This is a genomic window from Rivularia sp. UHCC 0363, assembly GCF_034931125.1.
Lineage (GTDB): Bacteria > Cyanobacteriota > Cyanobacteriia > Cyanobacteriales > Nostocaceae > Rivularia.
Genome location: NZ_JAYGHM010000012.1, coordinates 14321 through 38536 on the forward strand (window position 1 = coordinate 14321; position 24216 = coordinate 38536).

The following is a 24216-nucleotide window of genomic DNA, read 5'->3' on the forward strand; positions in this document are numbered from 1 at the left end:
ATATTGTTTGTTTACAATTAATTTTTTGGTGAACCTAACCCAACCTACAAACTACTACTACAAACTACAAACTTCACTACATCGGTAAACTAAGAGTAAAAGAAGTTTCACCTTCAGAAGCTGGGTTAAGCATCAACTCACCATGATGAGCGCGGGCAATTTCACGGGCAAGACTTAATCCTAATCCAATTCCTTCTATTTTACGGTTGCGAGATGGATCTCCACGATGAAAACGGTCAAAAATTAAAGCGCGATCGCTTATAGAAATCTTGTTCGATGCATTGACAATTGTTACCTGAAGTGAATTATTACTTTGCTTCGCATCAACTTTGATCCAACCGTCAGCAAGATTATATTTAATTGCGTTACTAATTAGATTTTGCAAAACCTGCATCAGTAAATCGCGATCGCCTTTTATTTTCAATCCTTTAGTAATATCAGTTTGAATGCTCAAATCTGGAGCCAACATTTCCAAATCTTCCAACATCTCGAATAATAACTCTGAGATATCCACCTCTACCAGATATAAACTCATTTGTCCCGCATCCGCTAAAGACAGCAGTAAAAGTTTGCGAATAATTGCGCCCAGACGGTGAATTTCATCTAATAGATAACTCAACCGCTGCTGTACTTCACTTCCGGGAGTCACTTGCTGTAATGTTCTTTCTAATTCTCCTTGCAAAATAGTTAACGGGGTTTTCAATTCGTGAGCAGCATCACCGCTGAAGCGAGAAGCTTGATGAAAACTGCGTTCCAAACGTTCCAACATTTGGTTAAATACCCGAATCAGTTCGACAAATTCCACATCTGTTTTTTCAACGGGAATTCTTTTATCTAACCCTTTCGCATTAACTTGTTGAATTGTGGTGGTTAATTGATTTATCGGACGTAACACGCTCCCAGATAACAACCATCCACCAATCGCGATTAATAGCAATACTCCAGGGATAGAAATCAAGAAAATATTGTTAATAGTAGCCATCTCTTGATCGACTACTTGTAAATTAACCGCGATCGCAATCTGAGCATTAGGAAATTTAACTGTACTAATTCTCCAAGCTCCGGTTTTGGTAGACTCTGTAATTAAAGAAGGGGGAGGTGGAGGTAATCGCACGGATGGTTTGCGAGGAGGAATTCGAGGAATTAGCTTTGTCAATGCCAATTTATTAATCAGTAAACCTTGTAAATCTTGATCTCCAATTACTTCTGAGGATTCATAGACTTTATTACCTTCTGCATCAAAGACTAAAAGCGCGATCGGAGTTTGTGTATTTGCTCCTAAGATCCGAGATAGCATTTCTTGATAAATTTGCCATTGGTCTTCTTGGTAAAACTGAGGAGGTTCTCGTCCGGGTGGAGGAACTGCTCGCATCAATTGATTGATGATTTGTGTATCTAAACGGTTAAGCTTTGCGTTGTAAATTTGGAACCAGGAAACCGCACCAAATCCTACTAAAGCACTACCAGCAAGAGTCGCAGAAAACAAAGCAATCCGTAAGCGAAACGAAGAAAATTTCATTGTTCAAGTATCTACTTGACGAAACCGATAACCAACCCCGCGAATACTTTCAATCCAGCCTTCTTTCTCAATCAGGTCAATTTTTTTACGAATCCGCTGAATGCAAACATCTACAACATTAGTATTGGGATTAAAATCATAGCCCCAAACGTGTTCTAATATTTGAGTGCGAGTAAAAACTCTTCCTGGCGATCGCATTAAATATTCGAGCAAGTTAAATTCGCGAGTGGTAAGTTCTATCGCTTTTTGACTACAAGTAACTTCCCTAGTAATTCGATCTAACTTCAAAGCTCCTACAGCCAGAAAATTTTGCCGCTCTCCAACACTACGACGAATCACGGCATGAATCCGAGCTACCAATTCTTCGACAAAAAACGGTTTAGCAATATAATCATCAGCCCCTAAATTTAAACCTTGCAATCGGTCATCAAGTTCGTTGCGAGCCGTCAATAAAATTATCGGAGTATTTCGACCTTCCCGACGCAAATGTTTGAGAATTGATAGCCCATCTTTCCCCGGTACCATAATATCTAGGACAATTGCATCATATTCATTATCCAAAGCTTGCAAATAACCATCATCACCATTCTCACAGTAATCTACAGTAAATCCCTGCTCCTTCAAACCAGCCCGCACAAAGTCAGCAATTTTCGCTTCATCTTCGACAAACAGAACATTCATATATATAGATTATTTTCTCTCTTTCTCTTTCCTCAGCGTCCTCAGCGTCTCTGCGGTTTTTTATAATTTCTTTTCTTCTTTTTGAATAGTTCTATTCTAAATTCGCTACTCATAAACTTAAATTACAAAATTGTAATCAAAGATCGCACTTAACCGTAATTTTGAACTGGCTTAATCATAAATGTAAGCAACTTATTCGGAGTTTAAGAATGAAACTTAATCAAGTCTTGACCTTAACTGCAATCCCCGTACTAATCGGAACATTAGCATTTACCTCAATCAACAAAACCGACGCAGCAGACACAACTCAAATTATTGCTCAGAACCAACCATCCCAAGGAAAGCTTAGAGGACACAAACCTGATTTAAAAGCAGCAGCTACTAAATTAGGAGTTACCGAACAACAAGTAAAAGATGCATTAGGAAAACCACCCTTACCAGATTTTGCAGCTGCTGCAACTAAGTTAGGAATCAGCGAACAACAGTTAAAAGATGCTCTGGGAGTTCCCGACAATCCTCCCGAAGTTAGCGAAGGACAAAGACCACCCAGACCAGATTTTGAAGCAGCAGCAACAAAGTTAGGAATTACCAAAGAACAATTAAAAGAAGCCTTTGGACCACGACCCAAACCAGATTTTGCCGCAGCAGCAGCGAAGTTAGGAGTTACCGAACAGCAATTCAAAGATGCTTTAGGAGTACCCGAAAATCCTCCCGAACGTCCCGAATAGCTGTTAAAATATCCCCCCTTTTTAAGGGGGGTTGGGGGGATCTTGCAGATGTGGAATGCTATTTAATTAATTTTGAATGGTTTGTTTATCCGGTAAACTCTGGGAGACGTAGCACTGCTACGTCTCTACAACAGGTTGGAATTAATGCAGCAAATACTTAAACAGTCACCTCAGATTCTTTATAGGTAGGAAAATCTGTATAACCTTCAGCTGCAAAGGAATACCAAATAGCCATGTCTGGATCGGGATTTAGTTCCCAACCGTTAGCAAAACGCGCAACTAAATCGGGATTGCTAATAATTGATCTGCCAAAAGCAATTAAATCGGCATCACCAGAAGCAATAACTTTTTCCGCACTTTCTCTGTCGTAACCGCAGTTGCCCATTAAAGTACCGTGATAGACTTTTTTAATTTCGGCTAAAGTCATTGGTTCTCCTAATTCATGAAAACCAAAAGCCAAACCGTCAATCATGTGTAAATAACCTAATTCATAGCTATTTAACTGTTGCGCTACATATGTAAAAGTTTCTCGGAAATCAGGAGAACCCATATCATTATAATTACCGTTGGGGGAAAGTCGTACTCCCACTCTATCCGCATCCCATACGGTAAGAATCGATTCTACAATTTCTTTCAAAAAACGATAGCGATTTTCTAAACTACCACCATATTTATCGGTGCGGTGATTGGTTTTAGATTGCAAAAATTCATCTATTATATAGCCGTTAGCAGCGTGAATTTCTACTCCATCAAAACCAGCTTGTTTGGCATTGGCTGCGGCTTTGCGGTAATCTTCCACGACTTGAGAAACTTCTGATGTTTGTAGCGCTCTAGGAGTTTCGTGAGGCTGTTTACCATTAGGTGTGTGAGCTTCCGAACCTTCAATTTTAATTGCCGAAGGTGCAACGGGAAGCTGATTATTTTCCTGAAAACTGCTGTGAGAAGACCTACCCGTATGCCAAAGCTGTAAAAAGATCGGCGTACCTTTCGCGTGTACGGCATCAATTACTTGTTTCCAAGCTTCTGTTTGCGCTTCAGTATAAATACCAGGTGTATGCAGCCAACCATTTGCCTGTTTGGAAATAGTTGTCCCTTCGGTAATTATTAAACCTACACCTGCTCGTTGAGCATAATATTCTGCCATCAAAGCGTTAGGTATCCTTTCCGAACCAGCACGAGAGCGAGTCAAGGGAGCCATTACCACACGGTTTTTGAGAGAAAGATTACCAAGATTGAAAACACTGAGGAGGTGGGAAAGGTTTGTTTGAGTCATTAGATTTTAGATTTTAGATTATGTCCTTCGGACACACTTCGTGAATGGATTTTGGATTAATTAGAACAAAACTTACGCAAGCCCTGCCTTTTTGAGGGGGTTGGGGGGATCTTAATATTCTCCCTTAAGCACAGACATTTTTAACGCTGGCAAGATTCTTAGTTTGTTCCCACCAAGCTTTTAATTTAGGTGTTTGAGCCGTAACTGCGTCAAATTCTGGTGTTTGCGCTAGATAAACAAAAATTGGAATTAGGTAAAAATCGGCAATGCTAATTAAACTATCTACCAAAAAAGGACTGCCGATAAACAAGTCTTCAATTGCTTTCAAAGCTTTTTGGGTAGGTGCTACTGCCTCTTTGACTGCTTCTTTATCAGTTTGCCCTCCCTGACTGGGTACAATTAAATTTTGAATCACAATGGTACCAACAGCAGGAGCATAAAGATAGTTATCAATAATCGCCATAATCTGAAGCATTCGAGCTTGCGTCAAAATATCCGACGGACTATATTTACTACCAGCCATTTTTTCGTTGATGTAGTAAGTAATAGCTGCTGTTTCATAAATTTGTTTTCCGTCTATTTCCATTGTGGGGACTTTCCCAAATGGATGTTTGGCTAAATATTCATCTGTGTTGTTCTCACCGTTAAAGATGCCGATATCTTTCAAGTCATAATCGATATTTGCTTCTGCTAATAACAGTCGCACGGTGCGGACATAGGTGCTTTGGGGTGTACCGTAAAGAGTTAAATTAGGCATGGTTAAAATTAATTAATTGGATTTAACGATTGACTTGACTCATGTCAGCATAGCGATCGCCTGCGGCAGTTCCTTGGGGAGCAACGGCTTCAATTCGATTTAATTCCTCTGAAGTTAAGGTAATCTCCGCAGCAGCGACATTTTCTTCTAGATACTGACGCTGCTTTGTTCCGGGAATCGGCACAATATCATTTCCTTGAGCTAGTAACCAGGCGATCGCCAATTGACTCGCGGTGACTTTTTTGGCTTGAGCAATTTCTTTCACCCGCTCAACTAATTCTAAGTTTTTATAAAAATTGTCTCCCTGGAAGCGCGGGGAATTGCGACGGTAATCATTTTGGGGAAAATCATCGGGACTTTTAAATTCTCCAGATAAAAAACCTCTTCCCAAAGGACTGTAAGCTACGAAACCAATCCCTAATTCCCGTACCGTAGGCAAGATTTCATCTTCAGGATCGCGACTCCACAGGGAATATTCACTTTGCAAAGCACTAATTGGATGTACTGCTTGAGCGCGACGAATGGTTGCCGGAGCAGCTTCAGATAGTCCGAGATAGCGTACCTTACCTTGCTGCACTAATTCTGCTATTGCTCCTATGGTGTCCTCAATTGGAACTTCAGGATCGACGCGGTGCAGATAATAAAGGTCGATGGTATCAATACCTAAGCGTTTTAAGGAAGCATCGCAAGATTGATGTACATATTCTGGCTTACCGTTAAAGCCTCTAGAAGCTGGGTCTTCGCTACGAACGATACCAAATTTGGTCGCTAAAATAATCGCATCGCGGCGATCCTTGATGGCTTTACCAACAAGTTCTTCATTATGACCCTGCCCGTACATATCAGCCGTATCCAGAAACGTTACGCCGAGTTCGATAGCGCGGTGAATTGTGGCGATCGCCTCACTATCATCACGTTTACCATAGAACTCGGACATACCCATGCAGCCGAGTCCGAGAGCGGAAACTTCTAATCCCTGTCCTAATTTGCGTGTTTCCATATTGCTTCTCCGATAAACTTTGTTGAACTATATTTATTTAGTTACTAGCTCTTTAGCAAATAACTCAATTGCTTTGGCATTAAAAGCGGGAATATCGTCAGGGTTGCGGCTGGTAACTAAGCCGTTGTCTTCCACAACTTCGCGATCAACCCAGTTAGCTCCCGCATTCTCTAAATCGGTTTTGAGCGATGACCAAGAAGTTAAAGTACGACCGCTAACAGCTTTGGCTTCAATTAAAGTCCACAATGCATGACAGATAGCAGCAACGGGTTTACCAGCGTCAAAGAACGATTTAACGAATTGCACCGCTTTATCGTTGGTGCGTAATTGGTCGGGATTCGCGACTCCACCAGGAAGCAACAGCGCATCGTAGTCAGCAGATGAAGCTTTATCTATAGAAACATCTACAGAGAAAAAGTCTGCTTTATCAAAATGATTCCAGCCTTGAACGCGGTCATTATTTATGGAAATGATATGAGTTTGCGCTCCAGCATCTTCAAAAGCGTGCTTGGGCTTGGTCATTTCAACTTGTTCAAAACCATCAGCTACGAGGATGGCAATTTTTTTGTTATTTAATTCTTGTGTCATGAGATTGTTAATTCCTAAATGGGTTGATTCTAAAGTTCTTGCTTGGTAGGACGAATAATCATCTCGTTCACATCGACATCCTCTGGCTGCTCGATCGCAAAGGTAATTGCACGAGCGATCGCATCGGAATCGATAGCTACGGAGTACATTTTATTCACATTTTTAGCTGTCTCTTCGTGAGAAATTGTATTGGTCAATTCGGTATCTACCGCACCAGGGGAAATATTTGTCGAACGAATTTCACCGTTGGATTCGAGTCTAATTCCTTCCGAAATAGCTTTGACAGCAAACTTGGTAGCGCAGTAAACTGTACCTCCAGGAAATACTTTGTGTCCCGCAACTGAGGAGAGGTTGATTATATGACCGGATTTTTGTTGTCGCATGATCGGCAATACCGCAGCAACAGCGTATAATACCCCTTTAATATTCACATCTACCATCTTGTCCCACTCATCAACCTTCTTTTCATCCAAAGGTGATAAAGGCATTAAACCGGCATTGTTAACCAAAACATCTATACGTTCGTAAGCTTGATGGGTGGCTTTGGCTAATGCTTCAACTTGAGAGCGATCGGTAACATCTGTAACTTGATACTTGGCAATACCACCATCTTTTTGAATGTCAGAAACTAATTCCTTGAGACTGTCTTCTCTTCTGGCAGCAAGCATTAACTTAGCCCCATTTTTAGCCAATCTACGGGCAGTAGCTTCACCTAGTCCGCTGCTTGCTCCTGTAATAATGACAACTTTGTCTTTGATATTAGGCATGGTTAATCCTTACTCTATTAAACAATTGATAGCGTCTTAGTACTTATCAACTAGTAGACCAGTCGTCTATCAACTAATAAATAGTACTAATTTAAAAATTTGACTTAATCTAACTAGAGGTAGATTTACCTAAAACCTGATGGAATAGAATTTTGACAAAGGTTTGCATCGGTACAACCGATTTCGTCACCTTAGCTTGTAAGATCGCTCCTTCCCAACTCGACAAAACAAACCGAGCTAAATCGTCAAGATTGCGATCGCTATCAATTTCTCCTGTTTCGTAAGCTGCTCTTAGACAGCGAGCAAAATATTCTTCCCAATCAGCAAAAACCTGATTCAGGCGGTCGCGAAACAATTCATTTTGTGCTGACAACTCTTGAGCCAGATTACCAATTAAACAGCCATCAGTACAGTTGGAGGTTTCCATCTCTGTAATTTTTGACTCAAAAAAGTTACGCAGTCGCGTTAAAGGAGAAAATTGTTCGTCTTCTAAAAGATGTTTCAGCTTAGTTTGATATTGAAGCGCAAAATCATCAATAATTGCCACTCCAAAATCTTCTTTACTTGCAAAATAATAATAAAAGGAACCTTTGGGAACCCCAGCAGTGGTTAGTATATCGTTAAGACTTGCCGAATTAAATCCTCGTTGACCAATAATTTCCCTGCCAACACGAATTAGTTCGCTACGTTTATCAGTACGTTTCATAATAATAAATATAGTAGACCAGTCGTCTATTATTGTCAAAGAAAAAACTCTGCGTAACTAGCTTCTCGCGCTTCCAATCACGCATCTGGAATACTTTCCACACCCGTAGACAAAGAAACAATGCCGCCGACAATCGCACAATTAGTATCGCGATCGCCTAAACCGCTAACCGTTAACCAGAGGGCTTCTTCGTAATTGTCTAAATGTTGAGCAGCACACCATAAAGTAAAAGGTACCGTATCCTGTGCTGAAACTTTGGTTCCGTTTCCTAATATTGCAGAAATACAGTATTTTACGGCTAAATGTTGGTGGGTTACGGCATTTTCAATTTGTAACCTCTTTCAATATATTAGAATGCCTAACCCACCCTACGAAGAAAATATAATCCTTGGTTATCTAAATTTAAATTTTAATTCGATGTTGCTATACTTAAAACTTAACTTATTGAAACATTCCTTAATAAATCTCTGACTTATTGATGCTATTATCAATAAAGTAACAGCACAATAGTAGTTACAAAATGTAATACCTATTGATATGCTTGCGAAAGTAATTAGCAATTTTAATTTTGTTGCTTAAAAGCTGGATAAATCATGGTTAATTTGTAGTACGCAGCCTGTTTTTTGAACCTATTTTTGATAATTTACAAAACTTAATCCAATTTCCGTTTACATAAGTTAGTGTTAGATAAGCATCTATTTGACTTAAGTAGTTAAATTATGGGATAATTTAATATTTTATTTAACAATTTTTAGTTTTCTGATTGCTATACCTGTGAGCAAAACTTTCTGTTAATTTGCCTTACTTAATTTCGTCATGCTCCCGTAAAATCGAGTAAATCGACAGCGCCATTTGGGTATTATCCGTGTAATAACAAGGTATTTCCTCAATAGTGCGAGATGCAATAATATTTTGAGCAACATCAGGATATAGAAAAAACTTTTCCCCGAAAGCATCCCTAAGCGATAAACATTGCAAGAAATTAAAAGCGCAAATCATGGGAATATCGTTTGTATTTGACACGAATAGGACTTAGCAAAAAGGCACATTTTTTCTTGTAGGGTGTTGACTTTGTAGAAAATGCGTTAAAAAAAGTTTGAATTTAGCGTCACGAACCAATCGATTGATAATGGTGCGTGACGGCATCTGTAAATTATTTCGTTATGCTCGATAAATTATTTTAGCCGTCACAGCACCCTACAAAATTTGAATGATTTTTTAGCGATACCTTCGGTGAGCTTCACTTAACGCCATTTTGATTTTATTTTTGCTTAATTCTTTCTTTGAAGGGTGCTGTGACGGTTACGACAATTTATCAAGGTAACGAAGGAATTTGAATTTACCGTGACGCACCATTATTAATGAAATATAAATTGTGCATGAATTTTTAGCTCCTAAAAAGTTACAGAGTCAACACCCTAGTGTGTGACACTTTTCCTTTATTTTGAACGAAATAATCAAGTTTGTGATGTCACGCACCAACTGGGTATTGTGACAATATCCTAAGTCCTGATGAATTAAAAAATGAATATATTGTTTTTCTGTAAGGCACATTTAAATATTCTTAGGAATCAACACGCTCAAAGATATAAACGTTGTCGGTACCAAAATTCATATTGCGTGCGGGAGAAGTAACAATTATATAGTAGATAATTAATACGGAATAAAACCACAATCTTGTAATCAATCCTGTAATTAAACGAGCAAGCATAATAGACAAAGCTAATAAAGGGCAGCCACAATACTTTAAAGTGCATTGCCTTACCACGAACTTATATCCTTTAATTAACATAAAAAAAGGAAGCCCAAAAACCTCCTTAAATATTAATTACGAATTACGTTCACCTTTCTGTGTTCCCGTTCACCGCAAGGTGTCCCGTAGGGAAGGGTATTACGAATTAATTAAGTTCCTTTCCGATTGCGAATATGCTCTGGCATATGATAGCGATCGCCTAAAATTTCCAATAGCGGACCATGAACATCAAATGTAACCATACTTACTGACGCGACTAAAATATTAACTCGATAGCGATAACGTCCTAAATCAATTCCTAATAAACTGCAAAGCATAATCCGAATCGTAGCTTTATGAGAAACTACTAAAACATTACCTTGGGGATGTTTATCCTGAATTTCGGCAATTACAGGCATCGAACGGTTGGCGATATCCACCGCAGTTTCTCCACCTTTGGGCGCATTCCAAGCCGGTTCTGTCAACCATTTAACATAGTTTTCAGCGTAATTTTCTTGAGCAAACGCTTTACTTTTATTCTCCCATTCGCCATAGCTACCTTCTCGAAGTCCATCACGCAACTGCATATCCATACCGATCGCATCGCAAAAAGGCTTTGCGGTCGCAACAGTGCGCTTCATCGGACTAGCATAAACGGCTTCCCACTTCAGTTTTTGATAAACATCAGCAAAAGCCTCCGCCATCTGCACCCCTTCCGGAGTCAACTCCGCATCAGTTTTCCCGCAAAAATTCCCACTTTGACTAAAAGTAGTTTCTCCATGTCGCAGTAAATATAAATTGAGAGCCATAAACCAAGCAATAAGGTACCTAGCAATCCTATCGAATATCATTAGAAAAATAAGTTAGGAATGAAGAGTTAGGAGTGCGAGCGTCTCGCTCGCTATCAATCTTACTATGCCCAATGCCCCATGCCCAATTACGCATTACCAATTCCCTACCTAAAAATAGTAGTCGGGGCTACAGGTAAAATGGCATCGTCAAATCCTCCCACTTGATTAGTTCTTAAAACCCATGCGGTAGCACCTTGCTTGAGAAAAATTTTCGTGGTTTCGTCCTGCGCTCTCTTAGGTAATACAGTTCGCCAACTTCTGAGCATTTTGGTCGCAGTTGTAATAATATTGTCGTTTTTATTGTTAGTTCCAAATAAATCTTTGGCATTTTTTTGCCAGTCTCGTCGGACAATTCCCAGAGGAATTAACTGTTTTTCTAAGATATTTCCTAAAGAGATTAATTCGTTAAAATACTGAGTCTGCTTATCTTTCGGATGCTTTTCTAACCATTCGCTAATCTTTGGGTTTGACTTTACTAACCTTTGAATATCGTAAATTGTGGAGTAAAGTGCTTGGTTGGAATCTTGAACGCAGGAAGCTGTGGGGGTAATCAATGATGCACCTGTTCCGTCACCGACGCGATAACGGGCTGTAATTTCTCTAAGTTCCTCGATAAATTCTGTTAAAGGAGATAATTTAATTCCATCAAAATTATAATCGGTAGTTATCGGCTCGTATTTCACCAAAATATCACTAACGGGACGAGTTCCCAGCCAACCTCTCCATAAGGAACCCATGTAAGCAGCCCAAGTTAAACTGCCGGAAATAACTGCTTCTGGATTGTGACAATAAACTTGATAGTAAACGATGTCGAAGCGTAATTCTGACGTAATGCGATCGCGAACTACTTCTGCAATCCCGTAGGAGAAGTGACCTGGAACCGGCAACCAAGCCGCTGCTTCTGCTTTGCGACCACCAATACCACCAAATAAATGCATCAGTAAGGCTTTTTCTCCCAATTGCCATTGAGACACCGCGTTTTTTGCGTTTACCGCATTCGGTGCGAGTAAAACTGTTTCGCAATTGCCTTTTTGCAATTTAATGTTTGACCACATTTCGTACTTGATATATTCAAATACTTGCTGTAATTTTACAATTACCTTTTGTGGTTCTACTTTTACTAAAGCACGGGGTTCAATCGCTTGTACTACAAATGTTCCTTCGGCATTAGGTGCGCCGTAAATGTACCAACCTTGGGAATTTAGGGGCGATATTTCGATATCTCGATTACTTGAACGAGCAACTCCCTGGATGTCTTGCGGTACTTGGGGTATGCAGAGGATTTCCTCGCGTTCTTTGTCAAAGTTTTTTATGGCTTTATTGTAGTGATGAACTCGAAATAAATCGCTTTCTAACTCTATTCTTGCTTGAATTTTTACCAAACCAACAAAACGTCCGGCAATTTGCACGGGTTCTTCTTTAATAACTAAGTGTGTCTCTCCCCCTGCATCTGTTTGTACTTCTGGCTGCAATAGCATCACGCAGACATCATCTATCAGTCTTGCACCAGCTAAAGATTCTAGAGGGTCAACCTGAGAACGACCATCTAATCTAATGGGATGAACTTTACCCGCTTGATGACTCTTTTTCGCTTGCTTGGTAAAGTTAACGTCAAAGCTGACCCGTTTGACATATTCTTGCACCTTTTCGTCGTTACTCCACTTCAACTTTAAGACTTTACCAAGCAGGTGCAGATATGAATCGGGAGCATTTTGCACTTCAAACTCTACAAAACGCTCGTTTTTATTTTCTGTCGGTAGAATTAAGCGACCGCTCCATTCTGCAACAGGTAGATATTGCGAGTTAACTGTTTGATTAATTGGATAATAATTGCTATGGAACAAAGGTGAACTGCTGTTAATTTTATAGTTCGACGGTTTACTTTGTGTGGACTTATTGGTCAAAAATCGAGCAACTATATAACCAGTAATTAGGCAAATTACAAATATAATTACGTTCGTCATAATTTTAATAATTTAATAATTTAATAATTTTGGTTCTTCAGTACATAGTATGCTAAAACTATCGGTTAAAAGCTTGAAAAGCTTACTGGACAAAGGAAACAAGCTGTATAACTTGAAATTAATAGTAAATACTAAATTTTATTCCCAATTCCCAATTCCCTATTTTTATTATTCTTCTAGCATACTAAGTACAAATGAGCCATAATTTTTGATAACTGCTGAAAATTGTTACGCCGTAGTTTACTTTATTTAATTGATTAGAAAATATAAAAAATTGTGACTTGTATCATCTTAACGTGTAATCGGACAGCGTAATTACTGTATTTTTAACCTACGTAGAAATTTAAAAATAAATCTGATGGTACGAAGAGTAAAGATGCTTAAGAAACTTACGTTTAGCTATGGTGTTGCGATCGCAACTTTAAGTTTATTATTAACAGCAGCCATACCTGGTGTTGCTTCAGCAGAAACCGTGATGCAAAAAGTAAAGCGCACGGGTGTACTGAGTGCAGGAACGAGTAAAGATGCTTTTCCATTTGCCTATAAAGATAATCAAGGGCAATTAATTGGTTATTCGGTGGATATGCTTAACCTAGTTCAGCAGCAGCTAGAAAAAGAATTGGGTAAAAAAGTCCAACTTGAATTAGTCGCACTCAGCCCAGCAGAACGTATTGCGAATATAGTTAACCGAAAAGTTGATATTGTTTGCGATGCTAGCAGCTTTACGTGGGAACGCGATCGCAGTGTTGATTTTTCTTTTAGCTACGGTGCAACTGGTACTAAACTATTAGTTAAGAAAGCAAGTAACTTAGGTACTCCTCAATCGTTAATTAGTAAGCGGATCGGCGTTTTAGCAAAAACCACAAATGAAAATGCGATTAAGCAGGTACAGCCACAAGCAAAACTAATATATCTCAAAGATAGAGCGCAAGCATATACTGCTTTGCAGCAAGGAAAAATCGATGGGTTTGCTGATGATGGTATTCTTTTAGAAGCATGGTTGGGCAGCAAACAAAATTTGAACAGTTTGAATAGATTAAATAATTTTAAAGTTGTGCCAGATCATCCCTACTCTAGAGAAGGTATTGCCTGCATGGTACCTGAAAACAATTCTGATTTTCTTGATACGGTAAATTTTACCTTCTACGGTTTTATGCAGGGATTTGTAAATAATGAAAGTCGATACGTAACTATATTCGACCGCTGGTTTGGGCCGAGGGGAGCAATTCCTTTAAATCGCGATTTACGAGAACTAGCAGTGGAAACTATGCGTATAGTTATTGATTCCCACCAAGATATTCGTTAAAACCGATCAATTTATTCCTAATGAAGTATTGAATATAGTTCCAGTGCCACCTTAATATATTATTATACCGCCAATTTACATGAGGTAAACTGGCGGTATATAGGGAACACACTGAACACATGGATAGTCTTCCAGGGAAGAAGAACTACTCAGTTTGCTAGTAAATTGGGTATTTGATTGAATCTTCATTTTTGCATAGACAAATAGTTGCATTCAATGGCAGTTAAGCCAGTTAATAAATTACTTGAAATATTTATAAGGCAAGTTAGGTTCTCTGCGCCAGCATAAACGAGTAATACGGCGTGAAACTTAATATATAAGGCTGTTGCGTTATTTAACAGAATATACAATTATTCGCAAATCTAATAGTGCAAAGCAGCAAATTCGTAGTTAAGTACGATAAGATTTTTCGTACAAACGCTCTTTGTATTTACCAAAATGGAAGCAGGGAAGCAGAAGCGAAGACGAGGTATAATACTGACCGCAAGCGGATTAAAACGGCTGCAAACTGCGATAAAATCAGCCCAGATTCAGGAAAATGATGGTGTGCGTTTTACTCAGGAAGAACTAAGCCGTCGTATCGGAGTTTCCACTAATACACTATCGCGATTATGGTCTTTAAAAACGGCAGTAGATTCGCGATCGCTAAAACTTTGCTTTAGCGCTTTCGATTTGGAGTTAATTGAATCGGATTACAACGTCTTTGAAGTAGAAAAATTTGAAAATGAAAATATCGAATATCCCAGTAGACCTTTACCGCTATACTCCAAATTATATATTTACCGTCCCCCGATTGAGGAATTAATTGAACGAGAAATTCCCCGTCCTGGCTGTATAATTCGCATCAAAGCCCCTAAAGGAATGGGCAAAACTTCTTTAAAGTACAGATTGTTAGATTATGCGAGATCATTGGGTTATCTTACAGTAGATCTAGATTTAAACTTAGTAGATGGTGATAAATTTTTAAATGTAAACGTTTTTTTACGCTGGTTGTGCAGTATTGTTTCCAGAAGTTTAGATATTGAACCCCAACTTGATGAATGTTGGGATGAAGAAATTGGTAGTAAATTAAGCTGTACTCTCTATTTTCAAACTTATATATTAGAAGTTATTCATAACCCTTTAGTTTTATCATTTAACGAACTCAATCGCGTTTTTGAATATCCGCAACTCGCTGAGGAATTCTTACCGTTATTACGTTCTTGGCATGAAAATGCTCATTATAATTTCATTTGGCAAAAATTGCGCTTAGTTGTAGATTATTCAACTGATATTTATGTTCCTTTAAACTTGAATCATTCACCATTTAATATTGGATTACCAATGTAATTTACCTGAATTTACTCAAGAACAGATAGAGGAATTAGCAGCACGTTATGGGCTAGATTTGCAGCAAGGACAAGCTCAAAAACTAATGAAAATAGTCGGGGGACAACCGACTTTAATTAATATTGCACTTTACCATTTAAGCCAGCAAGAACTAAGTTTAGAGCAGTTATTAGAACAAGCAAGTACAGAAGTAGGAATTTATCAGGATTATCTGCGAGAAAAATTAGATGATTTGCAAAAAAATCCGGATTTAGCAGCACAATTCTCTACAATACTCACAGCAAGACAAAGCGTAAATCTTCCACCGATAGTTGCTTATAAATTAGAAAGTATGGGATTAGTTAAATTCACTCCTGATGGTGCAATCCTTAGTAGAGAACTATATCGTCCGTACTTTTCTAAATATTTAAATGATATTGTTTCATAAAAAAAAAGGACGCGATATTATCGCATCCCCTCAACTCTTCTACTTTCAAAAAACTTCTCAAATTTGAGAAAATTAATTACGAAATATTACAGAGTTGGAACGTATTGTGGTTTTTCTGGTACTTCAGCATATTCAGCCACAATTTGACGGAATTCTTCACCATCAATGGTTTCTTTTTCAATTAATAAATCAACTAATCTATCCATCAAGCTGCGATGGTCGCGCATCATTTGTAGCGCGTTCTCATAACACTTTTCAACAATAACGCGAACTTGAGAATCGATCCGAGCGGCAATTGATTCGGAATATTCCGAACGTGTCGTCCAGTCGCGCCCAAGGAACACTTCTCCTTGCTGACTTTCTAATGATAGAGGTCCTAAATCGGACATCCCAAATCGCGTTACCATTTGTCGTGCCATACCAGTTACCTGTTGCAGGTCATTTCCGGCACCAGTGGTAATTTCATCTCTACCAAAAATTACAGCTTCAGCAGCACGACCGCCCAAAGCACCAGTAATTCTTGCTTTCAACTGAGAACGGCTAATTAACCCTTGGTCTTCACTAGGAGTAAACCAAGTTAAACCCTGTGCCTGTCCGCGAGGAATTAAGGTAACTTTTTGTACTGGGTCGTGGTCTTTAACCAAAGTTCCGATCAAAGCGTGTCCGACTTCATGGTAAGCAATCAAACGCTTGCTCTTGCTGTCTACCAAAGGTGTACCTTCCATACCAGCAACTACCCGGTCTACAGCGTCATCAACTTCTGTAAGGGTAATACCTTCTTTGCGTCGTCTGGCAGTGAGAATTGCTGCTTCATTGAGCAAATTCGCCAAATCAGCACCTGTAAAGCCAGGAGTCCGACGAGCGATCGCTTCTAAGGATACACCTTTATCTAATTTCTTGTTACGTGCGTGGACTTGCAGAATTTCCAAACGTCCTTTGATATCAGGTGCATCAACCATCACCTGTCTGTCAAAGCGTCCGGGACGTAACAACGCTGCGTCTAGTACGTCAGGACGGTTGGTAGCAGCAATAATGATAATGCCAGTGTTACCTTCAAAACCATCCATCTCGGTCAGCAACTGGTTGAGGGTTTGTTCCCGCTCATCGTTACCACCACCGATACCCGCACCGCGCTGTCTACCTACAGCGTCAATTTCATCAATAAAGATGATACAAGGAGCGTTATCTTTAGCTTTCTTGAACAAATCGCGGACGCGGGAAGCACCTACACCCACAAACATTTCCACGAACTCGGAACCAGAAATACTAAAGAAAGGAACCCCCGCTTCTCCAGCGATCGCTTTTGCGAGTAAAGTTTTACCAGTTCCCGGAGGTCCTACTAACAATACACCTTTAGGAATACGTGCGCCGACAGCGGTAAACTTTTCAGGCTGCTTAAGGAAAGTAACAACTTCACCGAGTTCTTCTTTCGCTTCTTCAATCCCAGCTACATCATCAAACATAACTCCGGTTTTCGCTTCCATTTGAAAACGCGCTCTGGATTTACCAAAATTCATAGCTTGACCGGGGCCACCAGGAAGATTGCTTGAACGACGGAACAAAAGAAACAGTCCGCTAATCAATAAGATTGGGAAAATTAAATTGCCTAACAGTCCCCAGATAGCTCCATCATTTCTTGCAGGATGGGCATCAAAACTGATATTTTTTTCTTTGAGCTTGCTAATCAACTCTGGAGCGTTAACAGGTAAATCCACCCGCACGCGCTGAACCCGGTTTTCCAAGGCTGGATCGACAGCTTCTACAATCGCCGTTCGACCACCTTCATATAAATCAACCATAGTCACTCGGTCGGCATCCAAGTATTCCAGAAAACGACCATAAGTCATCCGGGTATTAGCTGTATTTTTACCCATATCAGCAGGAGTATTGGCGAACGCTCCCTGCCAAAAGAAAAAGCCGATCACTAAAGCAGGTAAGGTCCAAAGAACCAGGACTCTCCAAGAGAATTTCATTTTAATTTGCCTCTAGATACCAATGGGATGCATCACCCCGTTAACATAAGTTACGTGAAAAGGATGTATATAAATCCCCACTTTTTTAACTTTCATCTCTTGTATGACTTGCCTTATGAGCCTTATTGAGCTATAAGACATTTGCCAAGAAATTATTATTATTCTTAATTAAATGTAACTTAATTTTAAGACTTTTTACCAGGAGATGGGGGGATAGGGGGACAAGGGGACAAGGGGATAGGGGGACAAGGGGAAATTTAAACTATTAACTCTCAACTCCTAACTATTCCCCATGCACAATGCCCAATGCCCAATGCCCAACTAATTACTTAATTTCGGTAATCTTCAAAGTGTAGGGAAGATACTGTTCTTTTTTATAGGAACCGATCCAAACTTGGTAGTCTCCGTTGAGCCATTCGCCGACGATACCGGGGTTTTTACCTTCAAATTCGTCGTTACACCACATACCACCTGGACCTTTAATAATTAAAGTTGTATCTTCAGGACTTTCTATTACTAGTTTCATATAATCGAATTTACTTTTTAACCGTAGGGTGTGGTCTGGTTCTTTATCCACGTACCCCGTACAGGCTCCTGTAGGCGTATCTGCTCTTTGTGAAATTTCTTTTGCTGGTATGCTACCACCGCTCATTCCGCGAACTGTTAGGGGGTCTTTTGATAAAGGATGCCCGATGGTTATATCCCCAAAGATAGGTACAGACGCTTCTTGAGCGCTAACTATAGTACTTATTCCGGATGCTGCTGCTAAGGATAAGAATACAAATGATAGCTTTATTGCTTGACTTATGAATTTAATAGACATTTTGATTACATTTCTTCCTAAGTGTTTGGAATGACATTAAATTTACACATACGGTTCCCTATAACTCAGAGTAATTAACTATCCTGTGGGAAACTAATATTACACGGTAAAAATATTAAATTTTAATAATTCATAATTATTGCTTTTGCGAATTAAGAATTATACTCACTCGAATCTCCCTTTGCACAGAATAAATAAGGACGCATAAAATGCGCCCCTAGTTAGTTATTCCAGACTTTGGTTTAAGCCACGGGATTCTAATGATTTTATTTATGGAATTTTAACTAGTACAAGACGGCGGAAATAAAGCTACCATTTCAAATGGCACAAAAGCCTATAAAACAAGCTTTCTTTCTTTTGACTTTTGACTTTTGCCTTGTTGTACTAGTGGTCTGTCCCATTAGTTGTACTGGGTGTATTGTAATTACCCAAAATGATTTTCCCCTCTGCTCCCTGCTCCTTACTTTCATTAGCTAGCGTCGATCGCCTTTTGTAAACGCAGCTTGTCTGAGCCGTTTTGACTCAACAGTACCCAGGATTCAATCAGATCCGGACCGTTCATTTCTCCGGTTAAAGCAGCTCGCAAACTCCGCATTAATAAACCTTTTTTGATGTTTTGCTCTTTAACTACTTGTTTTACTATGTCTTTGGCATTCGACTCATTAATTTGGCTTAGCTGTTGATTATCTAAAGCCGCAACAACTGCTTGAAGTGAGCTTTTCACTTGTTCTTTTTGCAGTTGCTCTAAAGCTTCGGAATCAAATTCTACTGTTTCGGTGGAAAACATTTTGGCAATGTCTACGGCTTCGGTTAAACGGGCTAAACCGGGTTGAAGTAAAGCTACTAGTTGTTCAATCCAAGCGCGTTCTTTGGTCTCGGTAAATTTATACCCGGCTTCTGACCAAAAAGGTATCAGCATATCGGTAAGTTTATCTACCGGCATACTGTGAATATACTGACTGTTAATCCAGTCTAGTTTCGCCCAATCAAACTTCGCACCGGCTTTATTAACGCGATCGAAATCAAAGCTCTTTGCAGCTTCTTCTAAGGTAAATATTTCTTGAGTAGAATCCGGAGACGACCATCCCAACAAGGTCATATAGTTAACCAAGCCTTCCGGGGTAAAACCCATTTTCTGAAAGTCAGAAATTGAGGTAACACCATCTCGTTTGGAAAGTTTACGTCCTTCCTCGTTCAAAATCAAAGGAGTATGAGCAAATTCTGGAACTTTGGCACCAAATGCTTCATACAGTAAAATTTGTTTGGCAGTATTCGCAATATGGTCTTCTCCGCGAATCACATGGGTAATTTGCATATCCATGTCATCTACCACCACAGCAAAGTTATACAGCGGCTGACCGATACTATCTTCAGCAGCACGAGCGATAACCATATCACCCCCCAAGTCGCGACCTTGCCAAGTCATCTCTCCCCTTACCAAGTCGTTCCAAGTAATTTCGCGACCGTCTTCAATTTTGAAACGAATTACACAGCTACGTCCTGCGGCTTTAAATTCCGCTTCTTGTTCTGGTGTCAAGTTACGATGACGGTTATCGTAACGAGGTGCTTGATTTTTGGCTTTTTGAGATTCCCGCAGCGCTTCCAACTCTTCAGAGGTGGTGTAACACCGATAAGCCAATCCTTTATCTAGTAAACTTTGCACTGCTTCTTCGTACATAGACAAGCGCTTAGTTTGAAAAAATGGGCCTTCATCCCAATCCAACCCCAACCAACGCAATCCTTCGAGAATATTCTCGGTATATTCGGGACGCGATCGCTCTGTGTCAGTATCTTCGATTCGTAAAATAAATTTACCGTCATGATGACGAGCAAATAACCAGTTAAATACAGCAGTTCTTGCCGTACCAATATGTAAATTCCCAGTTGGGCTGGGAGCAATACGCACTCTGAAAGTCATACAGTTAAATTATTTAAGATTTTACCACTTGCAATTTTAAGGTAACTATCCGTTGAGATTTACCCGATTATTGTGAGTGTCGCGATCGTTGATTTTGATTTATCTAATGAATAATTGCAATAGCTAAATAGGTTGACGTTGAAAATTGTAATTAGGATAAGGGAGTAGGGGATAGAGAGTAGCCAGTAGGGGTGAGGCTTTGGAGCCAATTTACTTAGACAAATTTAAACCTTTACAATTTTAAAAAAGTAAAGGCTAATTTTCTGTGATGCAGATTCACTATCTGCAATAATTACTCAAGTTAAATATTGATTAACTTATTTAACCTAAACATTTCTGGATTAGAACGGGACCGACGGGGCTCGAACCCGCAACTTCCGCCGTGACAGGGCGGTGCTCTAACCAATTGAACTACGGTCCCATGCATTTGCAACTTTCTAAGTATCCCTCTTCTATGGCGGTTTGTCAAGGGGCTACTTGAATTTATTTTGGGAGGAGAGTGAAAGGGATGGAGACAAGAAGACAAGGGGACAAATGCCTAATCCGCAATTAACTTTTAAATAAGTTACTGAAAAAATTAGAGAACCAGCGCTTTATATTTGTTTTCTTTTGCGGATCTGCTAATAATTTTTGCAGAATTTTCGGCTTGGTTTTTTCGTACTGTGCTTTGAGAATGGTTTTACTTTGATTGGATGAGATCAAGCTTTTAGAATGATGACTCGTTTCTAACCAAGTTAATAATTGTTCGCGTTGGTGGGGTAAAATTGTGATTGTCGTCACATGAGCGCATTTGGTTGGTTCTTCTAATGCAAAAAGTAGTAGGTGATAGTAGCCTTTTTCTGCTAAGTGTCTAACTATTCTTTCTCCTTGTTTATCTTTAATATCTAAGAAGTAAGATAGCCAGCGCGTTAAAGATGAATTTGGTTCGTGTAGAACTGTTACCCACATAATCATCGGGTAAAGATTAATTTTTTGAATGAATTCTGTAGTATTTTTTTTATCTAAAAAAAGCAAAATTTCTGCTTGGGGTAACATTGCCCAAAATGTCGGTATTTTACCTTGCACTGTATATAATAAGTGAGGAAAAGCAATTGGTGCTATAGGCTTATTACCGGGCCATTTTTTTTGTAAACAAATATGTTTGGAAATTAATGTTGTTGGTGTTAAATCTACCGATGATTTTTGAGGTAATTTATCATCTTCTTCGATAGAGTCGTGGGTTTGACGTTGAATTAATTCTAGTTTATCTAATATTTCGGTAATATCTTGGGGTCGATTTTTAATTTCTTTGGCTAAACAACCCATTACTAATTTTTCTAAATCAAGAGGTATATCAGCCTCGTTGATAATTTCATTTAATGAAAGCGGGATTTCAAAACGGTGGGCTTGATACCACTCACCGAAGGAGTTACTTTTTAGCTCAAATGGATGCTTTCCACACAGCATCTGATACATAATGATTCCCAAACTATAAATATCGGAGCGTATATCTAATAGTTTGCGTCCTTCCATATGTTCTGGAGCGGAATAAGGTAAACTACCCATAAATGATTTAGAAAGTGTTGCTCCAGCCCTTTCTTTTAAGAATCTGGCAACACCAAAATCTAATATTTTGACTGTTATTCCTTTTTTTTCATCTTGAGTAATAAAAATATTTTCTGGTTTGATATTTCGGTGAACAACCGGGAAATTTTTCCCTTTAACATTCACACCTTGATAAGCACATTGTAAACCCAAACAAATTTGACGAGCTATATCAAAAAAGTTATCTAATCTTAAAGGTTGATTGTCGATCAATTCTAATAAATTTTTCCCTTGAAGATATTCCATTACGTAAAATGGAATTTTATCATCAGTAATGCCGTAACCTAATATACGGACAATATGTTTACTTTTACGTCCTAATTGAGAGCTAATAAAAATTTCTCTAGCAAAGCGTTGAGATATTGTTTGATTATCCAAGTTTAGCGATAGAACTTTTACTGCTACTGGTATTCCAGCGTTGGTACAATCTTCTGCTAAATATACTTTACCTCCTCCCCCTTTACCAATTAAGTCTCTGATTAAATAGCGATGATTTAAGAATTTTCCAATATAAGCATCTAATTCTGTTTTATGTTTTTGAGTTAACATTTTATTGACTTCTTGTTGCAACATAAATCAATGAATTAATACATTTTCAGGTTTGGGAGAAAATCGGCATTTACTACTAACAATCAATTTTTATTAATACATATAAAGTTTTAACCAAGTATACCGAGATTTACAGGAAACACACTAAACATTATGTAACACAAGCAACTAAAGATGCCTATGAGAAATTTTACGGAAACAGTTTTTGCCCCTACGTGGAGTTTGGTAAATATTCTCAGTGGATATACTGCGATCGCGATGCTGTAAATCCTGGCATTTATCGCTGAAAGCTTTTGATTGCAAGCAATCTAGATAAGTATAAAATTAGTGTCAGATGAGCTAGATTTTATCTAACTAAATTGCTATTTTGAAGATATAAGAGGAAATATACGGAGCAAGAGAAGGAGAGGAAGCAGGAGTTTATGCTTAGGAAACGCGATCGCGAATTAAACGTAAGAGTCTTTCAAGTCGTGATTCTATCTTGAGTTGGAATGCTAAAAATTGAGTACGTTGCAGGTTGTTAAAGTTATTGTCGCTAACTAAAATTAATGAGGGTTGTCCGTTTGGTAAAGTTGCACCCATAGTTAAACCTTCGGTGTTATCTAATGCAACTTCTAAGGTTCCTAAGTTTAATAAAAGTTTTTTCTTTACAGGTTTAATTGTGTTCAAATCAACTTTTTTCAAACTCTCGATATTCTGAATATCGTCAGCATTCTCTAAAGATACTTTAAATAATGAATTTACAAAACCGAAACCTGTAAAAGTTCTTTCTATACTTAAAAAATGTCCTTGATTATCGAGTGCGATTAAATCGGTTAAACCGCTAGAAAATTTACCATTAAGTTTGAAAAATGGTTTGACTTTTTCGGTAGAGTAAAGAAATTCTTTTTCTACTTGTTTAGTAATTAGGTTATATTGCAAGATTCTAGACAAGCTTCCCTGATTAGGTTTAGCTTCTTCACCATCCTGGATAAGTGCATTTTCTGTAGCTGTAAATAAATGCTTGTTATCAGGTGCGATCGCGAGACTCTCAAAAGCCAAGTTGTTGCGAATACCCTGCTTTTTATCTTGAGACGGTAAATATTTATCGGGTATGGTCAAACTAGAAATTTCTTGTCCTGAATTAAGCGAAAACTCTTTGATAAATGGATTTATCCCTGCAAGAGCATCACCTTCAGATGATACATAGATTGATGAATTATTAGTTAAAGCAATTCCTTCTGGGTCTATAGTTCCAGCAGGAAATGTTTTACCACTTCGATCTTTTAAAGTTGTTACCGCAATAGGTTTAATACTGTTACTTTGAAACGAATCTAGATTAAGATCGATATTAAAAGTATAAAATCTCGCAGGTGATTTTTGAGAGCGGTCATCGGATATCGCATAATAAAGTTGGTTTTTACCATCATAAGTTATTCCCGATAACCCTCCTAATTCAGTATTTTTAAAGTTTGTACCAGTCGGTAAAGTTGCTTCTCCGATGAATTTTATACCCGTTACTTCAACAGCAGAAGTTCTGAAGTTGCTGAAAACAAACCCGGTAATCAAAATTGTGACAAAGAAAATAATAATTAGGGGTAACTTAAATAATTTTCTAATTCTCACAGCAAACTATTGTTAAGAAAGTAAAAGCCACAAATACGATATCACAGGAAAGGGATGGGGGGACAAGGGGATGGGGGGATGGGGAGATAAAAAGAATTTTAACCTTTAACCTTTGACCTTTAACCTTTGACCTTTG

At 38.7% G+C, this 24216-nt stretch carries 21 protein-coding genes and 1 tRNA gene; 4 read left to right on the top strand and 18 right to left on the bottom strand.

Features of this window, described 5'->3' with window-relative positions; all coding sequences use genetic code 11:
* Positions 1-76: 76 nt before the first annotated feature.
* Together VB797_RS09155 and VB797_RS09160 are read right to left on the bottom strand one after the other, a co-directional pair.
* Positions 77-1519 (bottom strand): sensor histidine kinase, encoded by a 1443-nt coding sequence (locus tag VB797_RS09155; RefSeq protein WP_323237361.1) that lies wholly within the window; start codon positions 1517-1519, stop codon positions 77-79.
* Positions 1520-1522: 3 nt separating this feature from the next.
* Positions 1523-2200: a response regulator transcription factor gene (locus tag VB797_RS09160; protein WP_323237362.1), complete on the bottom strand. Its 678-nt coding sequence runs from the start codon at positions 2198-2200 to the stop codon at positions 1523-1525.
* A 209-nt stretch (positions 2201-2409) separates the two neighbouring features.
* Between VB797_RS09160 and VB797_RS09165 the strand changes: the two genes are divergently transcribed.
* A complete protein-coding gene (locus VB797_RS09165) occupies positions 2410-2928 on the top strand; it encodes a hypothetical protein (protein WP_323237363.1) in 519 nt (172 codons plus the stop codon).
* 157 nt (positions 2929-3085) lie between these two features.
* Here the strand turns inward: VB797_RS09165 and VB797_RS09170 are convergent, their stop codons facing one another.
* From VB797_RS09170 to VB797_RS09215, 10 genes are all read right to left on the bottom strand, one after another.
* Entirely contained in the window at positions 3086-4201 is a 1116-nt protein-coding gene (locus VB797_RS09170) for an alkene reductase (protein WP_323237364.1), read from the bottom strand.
* Between the two features lie 124 nt (positions 4202-4325).
* Entirely contained in the window at positions 4326-4958 is a 633-nt protein-coding gene (locus tag VB797_RS09175) for a glutathione S-transferase family protein (RefSeq protein ID WP_323237365.1), read from the bottom strand.
* A gap of 22 nt (positions 4959-4980) precedes the next feature.
* The gene (locus VB797_RS09180) at positions 4981-5958 is read right to left on the bottom strand and encodes an aldo/keto reductase (protein WP_323237366.1); all 978 of its coding nucleotides are present in this window, start codon (positions 5956-5958) and stop codon (positions 4981-4983) included.
* A 33-nt stretch (positions 5959-5991) separates the two neighbouring features.
* The gene (locus VB797_RS09185; protein ID WP_323237367.1) at positions 5992-6546 is read right to left on the bottom strand and encodes a type 1 glutamine amidotransferase domain-containing protein; all 555 of its coding nucleotides are present in this window, start codon (positions 6544-6546) and stop codon (positions 5992-5994) included.
* Positions 6547-6575: 29 nt separating this feature from the next.
* Positions 6576-7313, bottom strand: a complete 738-nt coding sequence (locus VB797_RS09190) for an SDR family oxidoreductase (protein WP_323237368.1) — start codon at positions 7311-7313, stop codon at positions 6576-6578.
* 109 nt (positions 7314-7422) lie between these two features.
* Entirely contained in the window at positions 7423-8019 is a 597-nt protein-coding gene (locus VB797_RS09195; protein ID WP_323237369.1) for a TetR/AcrR family transcriptional regulator, read from the bottom strand.
* Positions 8020-8096: 77 nt separating this feature from the next.
* A complete protein-coding gene (locus VB797_RS09200; RefSeq protein WP_323237455.1) occupies positions 8097-8348 on the bottom strand; it encodes an ADP-ribosylglycohydrolase family protein in 252 nt (83 codons plus the stop codon).
* A 472-nt stretch (positions 8349-8820) separates the two neighbouring features.
* A complete protein-coding gene (locus tag VB797_RS09205; RefSeq protein WP_323237370.1) occupies positions 8821-9042 on the bottom strand; it encodes a hypothetical protein in 222 nt (73 codons plus the stop codon).
* Between the two features lie 879 nt (positions 9043-9921).
* The gene (locus VB797_RS09210) at positions 9922-10560 is read right to left on the bottom strand and encodes a histidine phosphatase family protein (RefSeq protein WP_323237371.1); all 639 of its coding nucleotides are present in this window, start codon (positions 10558-10560) and stop codon (positions 9922-9924) included.
* Positions 10561-10706: 146 nt separating this feature from the next.
* Positions 10707-12566, bottom strand: coding sequence for a CPBP family intramembrane glutamate endopeptidase (locus VB797_RS09215; protein ID WP_323237372.1), 1860 nt, complete (start codon positions 12564-12566; stop codon positions 10707-10709).
* Between the two features lie 376 nt (positions 12567-12942).
* On the opposite strand from VB797_RS09215, the gene VB797_RS09220 reads away from it, so the two are divergent.
* From VB797_RS09220 to VB797_RS09230, 3 genes are all read left to right on the top strand, one after another.
* Entirely contained in the window at positions 12943-13872 is a 930-nt protein-coding gene (locus tag VB797_RS09220) for an amino acid ABC transporter substrate-binding protein (protein WP_323237373.1), read from the top strand.
* A 438-nt stretch (positions 13873-14310) separates the two neighbouring features.
* A complete protein-coding gene (locus tag VB797_RS09225) occupies positions 14311-15201 on the top strand; it encodes an AAA-like domain-containing protein (protein WP_323237374.1) in 891 nt (296 codons plus the stop codon).
* On the top strand, positions 15185-15628 hold the full coding sequence (locus VB797_RS09230) for an AAA-like domain-containing protein (protein ID WP_323237375.1): 444 nt from the start codon (positions 15185-15187) through the stop codon (positions 15626-15628). Before VB797_RS09225 ends, VB797_RS09230 begins: the two co-directional genes overlap by 17 nt.
* A gap of 86 nt (positions 15629-15714) precedes the next feature.
* Here the strand turns inward: VB797_RS09230 and ftsH2 are convergent, their stop codons facing one another.
* The 6 genes from ftsH2 to VB797_RS09260 form a co-directional block, all read right to left on the bottom strand.
* Positions 15715-17601: an ATP-dependent zinc metalloprotease FtsH2 gene (gene ftsH2, locus VB797_RS09235; RefSeq protein ID WP_323237376.1), complete on the bottom strand. Its 1887-nt coding sequence runs from the start codon at positions 17599-17601 to the stop codon at positions 15715-15717.
* A 325-nt stretch (positions 17602-17926) separates the two neighbouring features.
* On the bottom strand, positions 17927-18424 hold the full coding sequence (locus VB797_RS09240) for a hypothetical protein (protein ID WP_323237377.1): 498 nt from the start codon (positions 18422-18424) through the stop codon (positions 17927-17929).
* A 469-nt stretch (positions 18425-18893) separates the two neighbouring features.
* Positions 18894-20342, bottom strand: a complete 1449-nt coding sequence (gltX, locus tag VB797_RS09245) for a glutamate--tRNA ligase (RefSeq protein ID WP_323237378.1) — start codon at positions 20340-20342, stop codon at positions 18894-18896.
* A 347-nt stretch (positions 20343-20689) separates the two neighbouring features.
* A tRNA-Asp gene (locus VB797_RS09250) sits at positions 20690-20763 on the bottom strand.
* Positions 20764-20891: 128 nt separating this feature from the next.
* Entirely contained in the window at positions 20892-22499 is a 1608-nt protein-coding gene (locus tag VB797_RS09255; protein ID WP_323237379.1) for a serine/threonine-protein kinase, read from the bottom strand.
* Between the two features lie 402 nt (positions 22500-22901).
* A complete protein-coding gene (locus VB797_RS09260; protein WP_323237380.1) occupies positions 22902-24080 on the bottom strand; it encodes an esterase-like activity of phytase family protein in 1179 nt (392 codons plus the stop codon).
* Between the last annotated feature and the right edge of the window lie 136 nt (positions 24081-24216).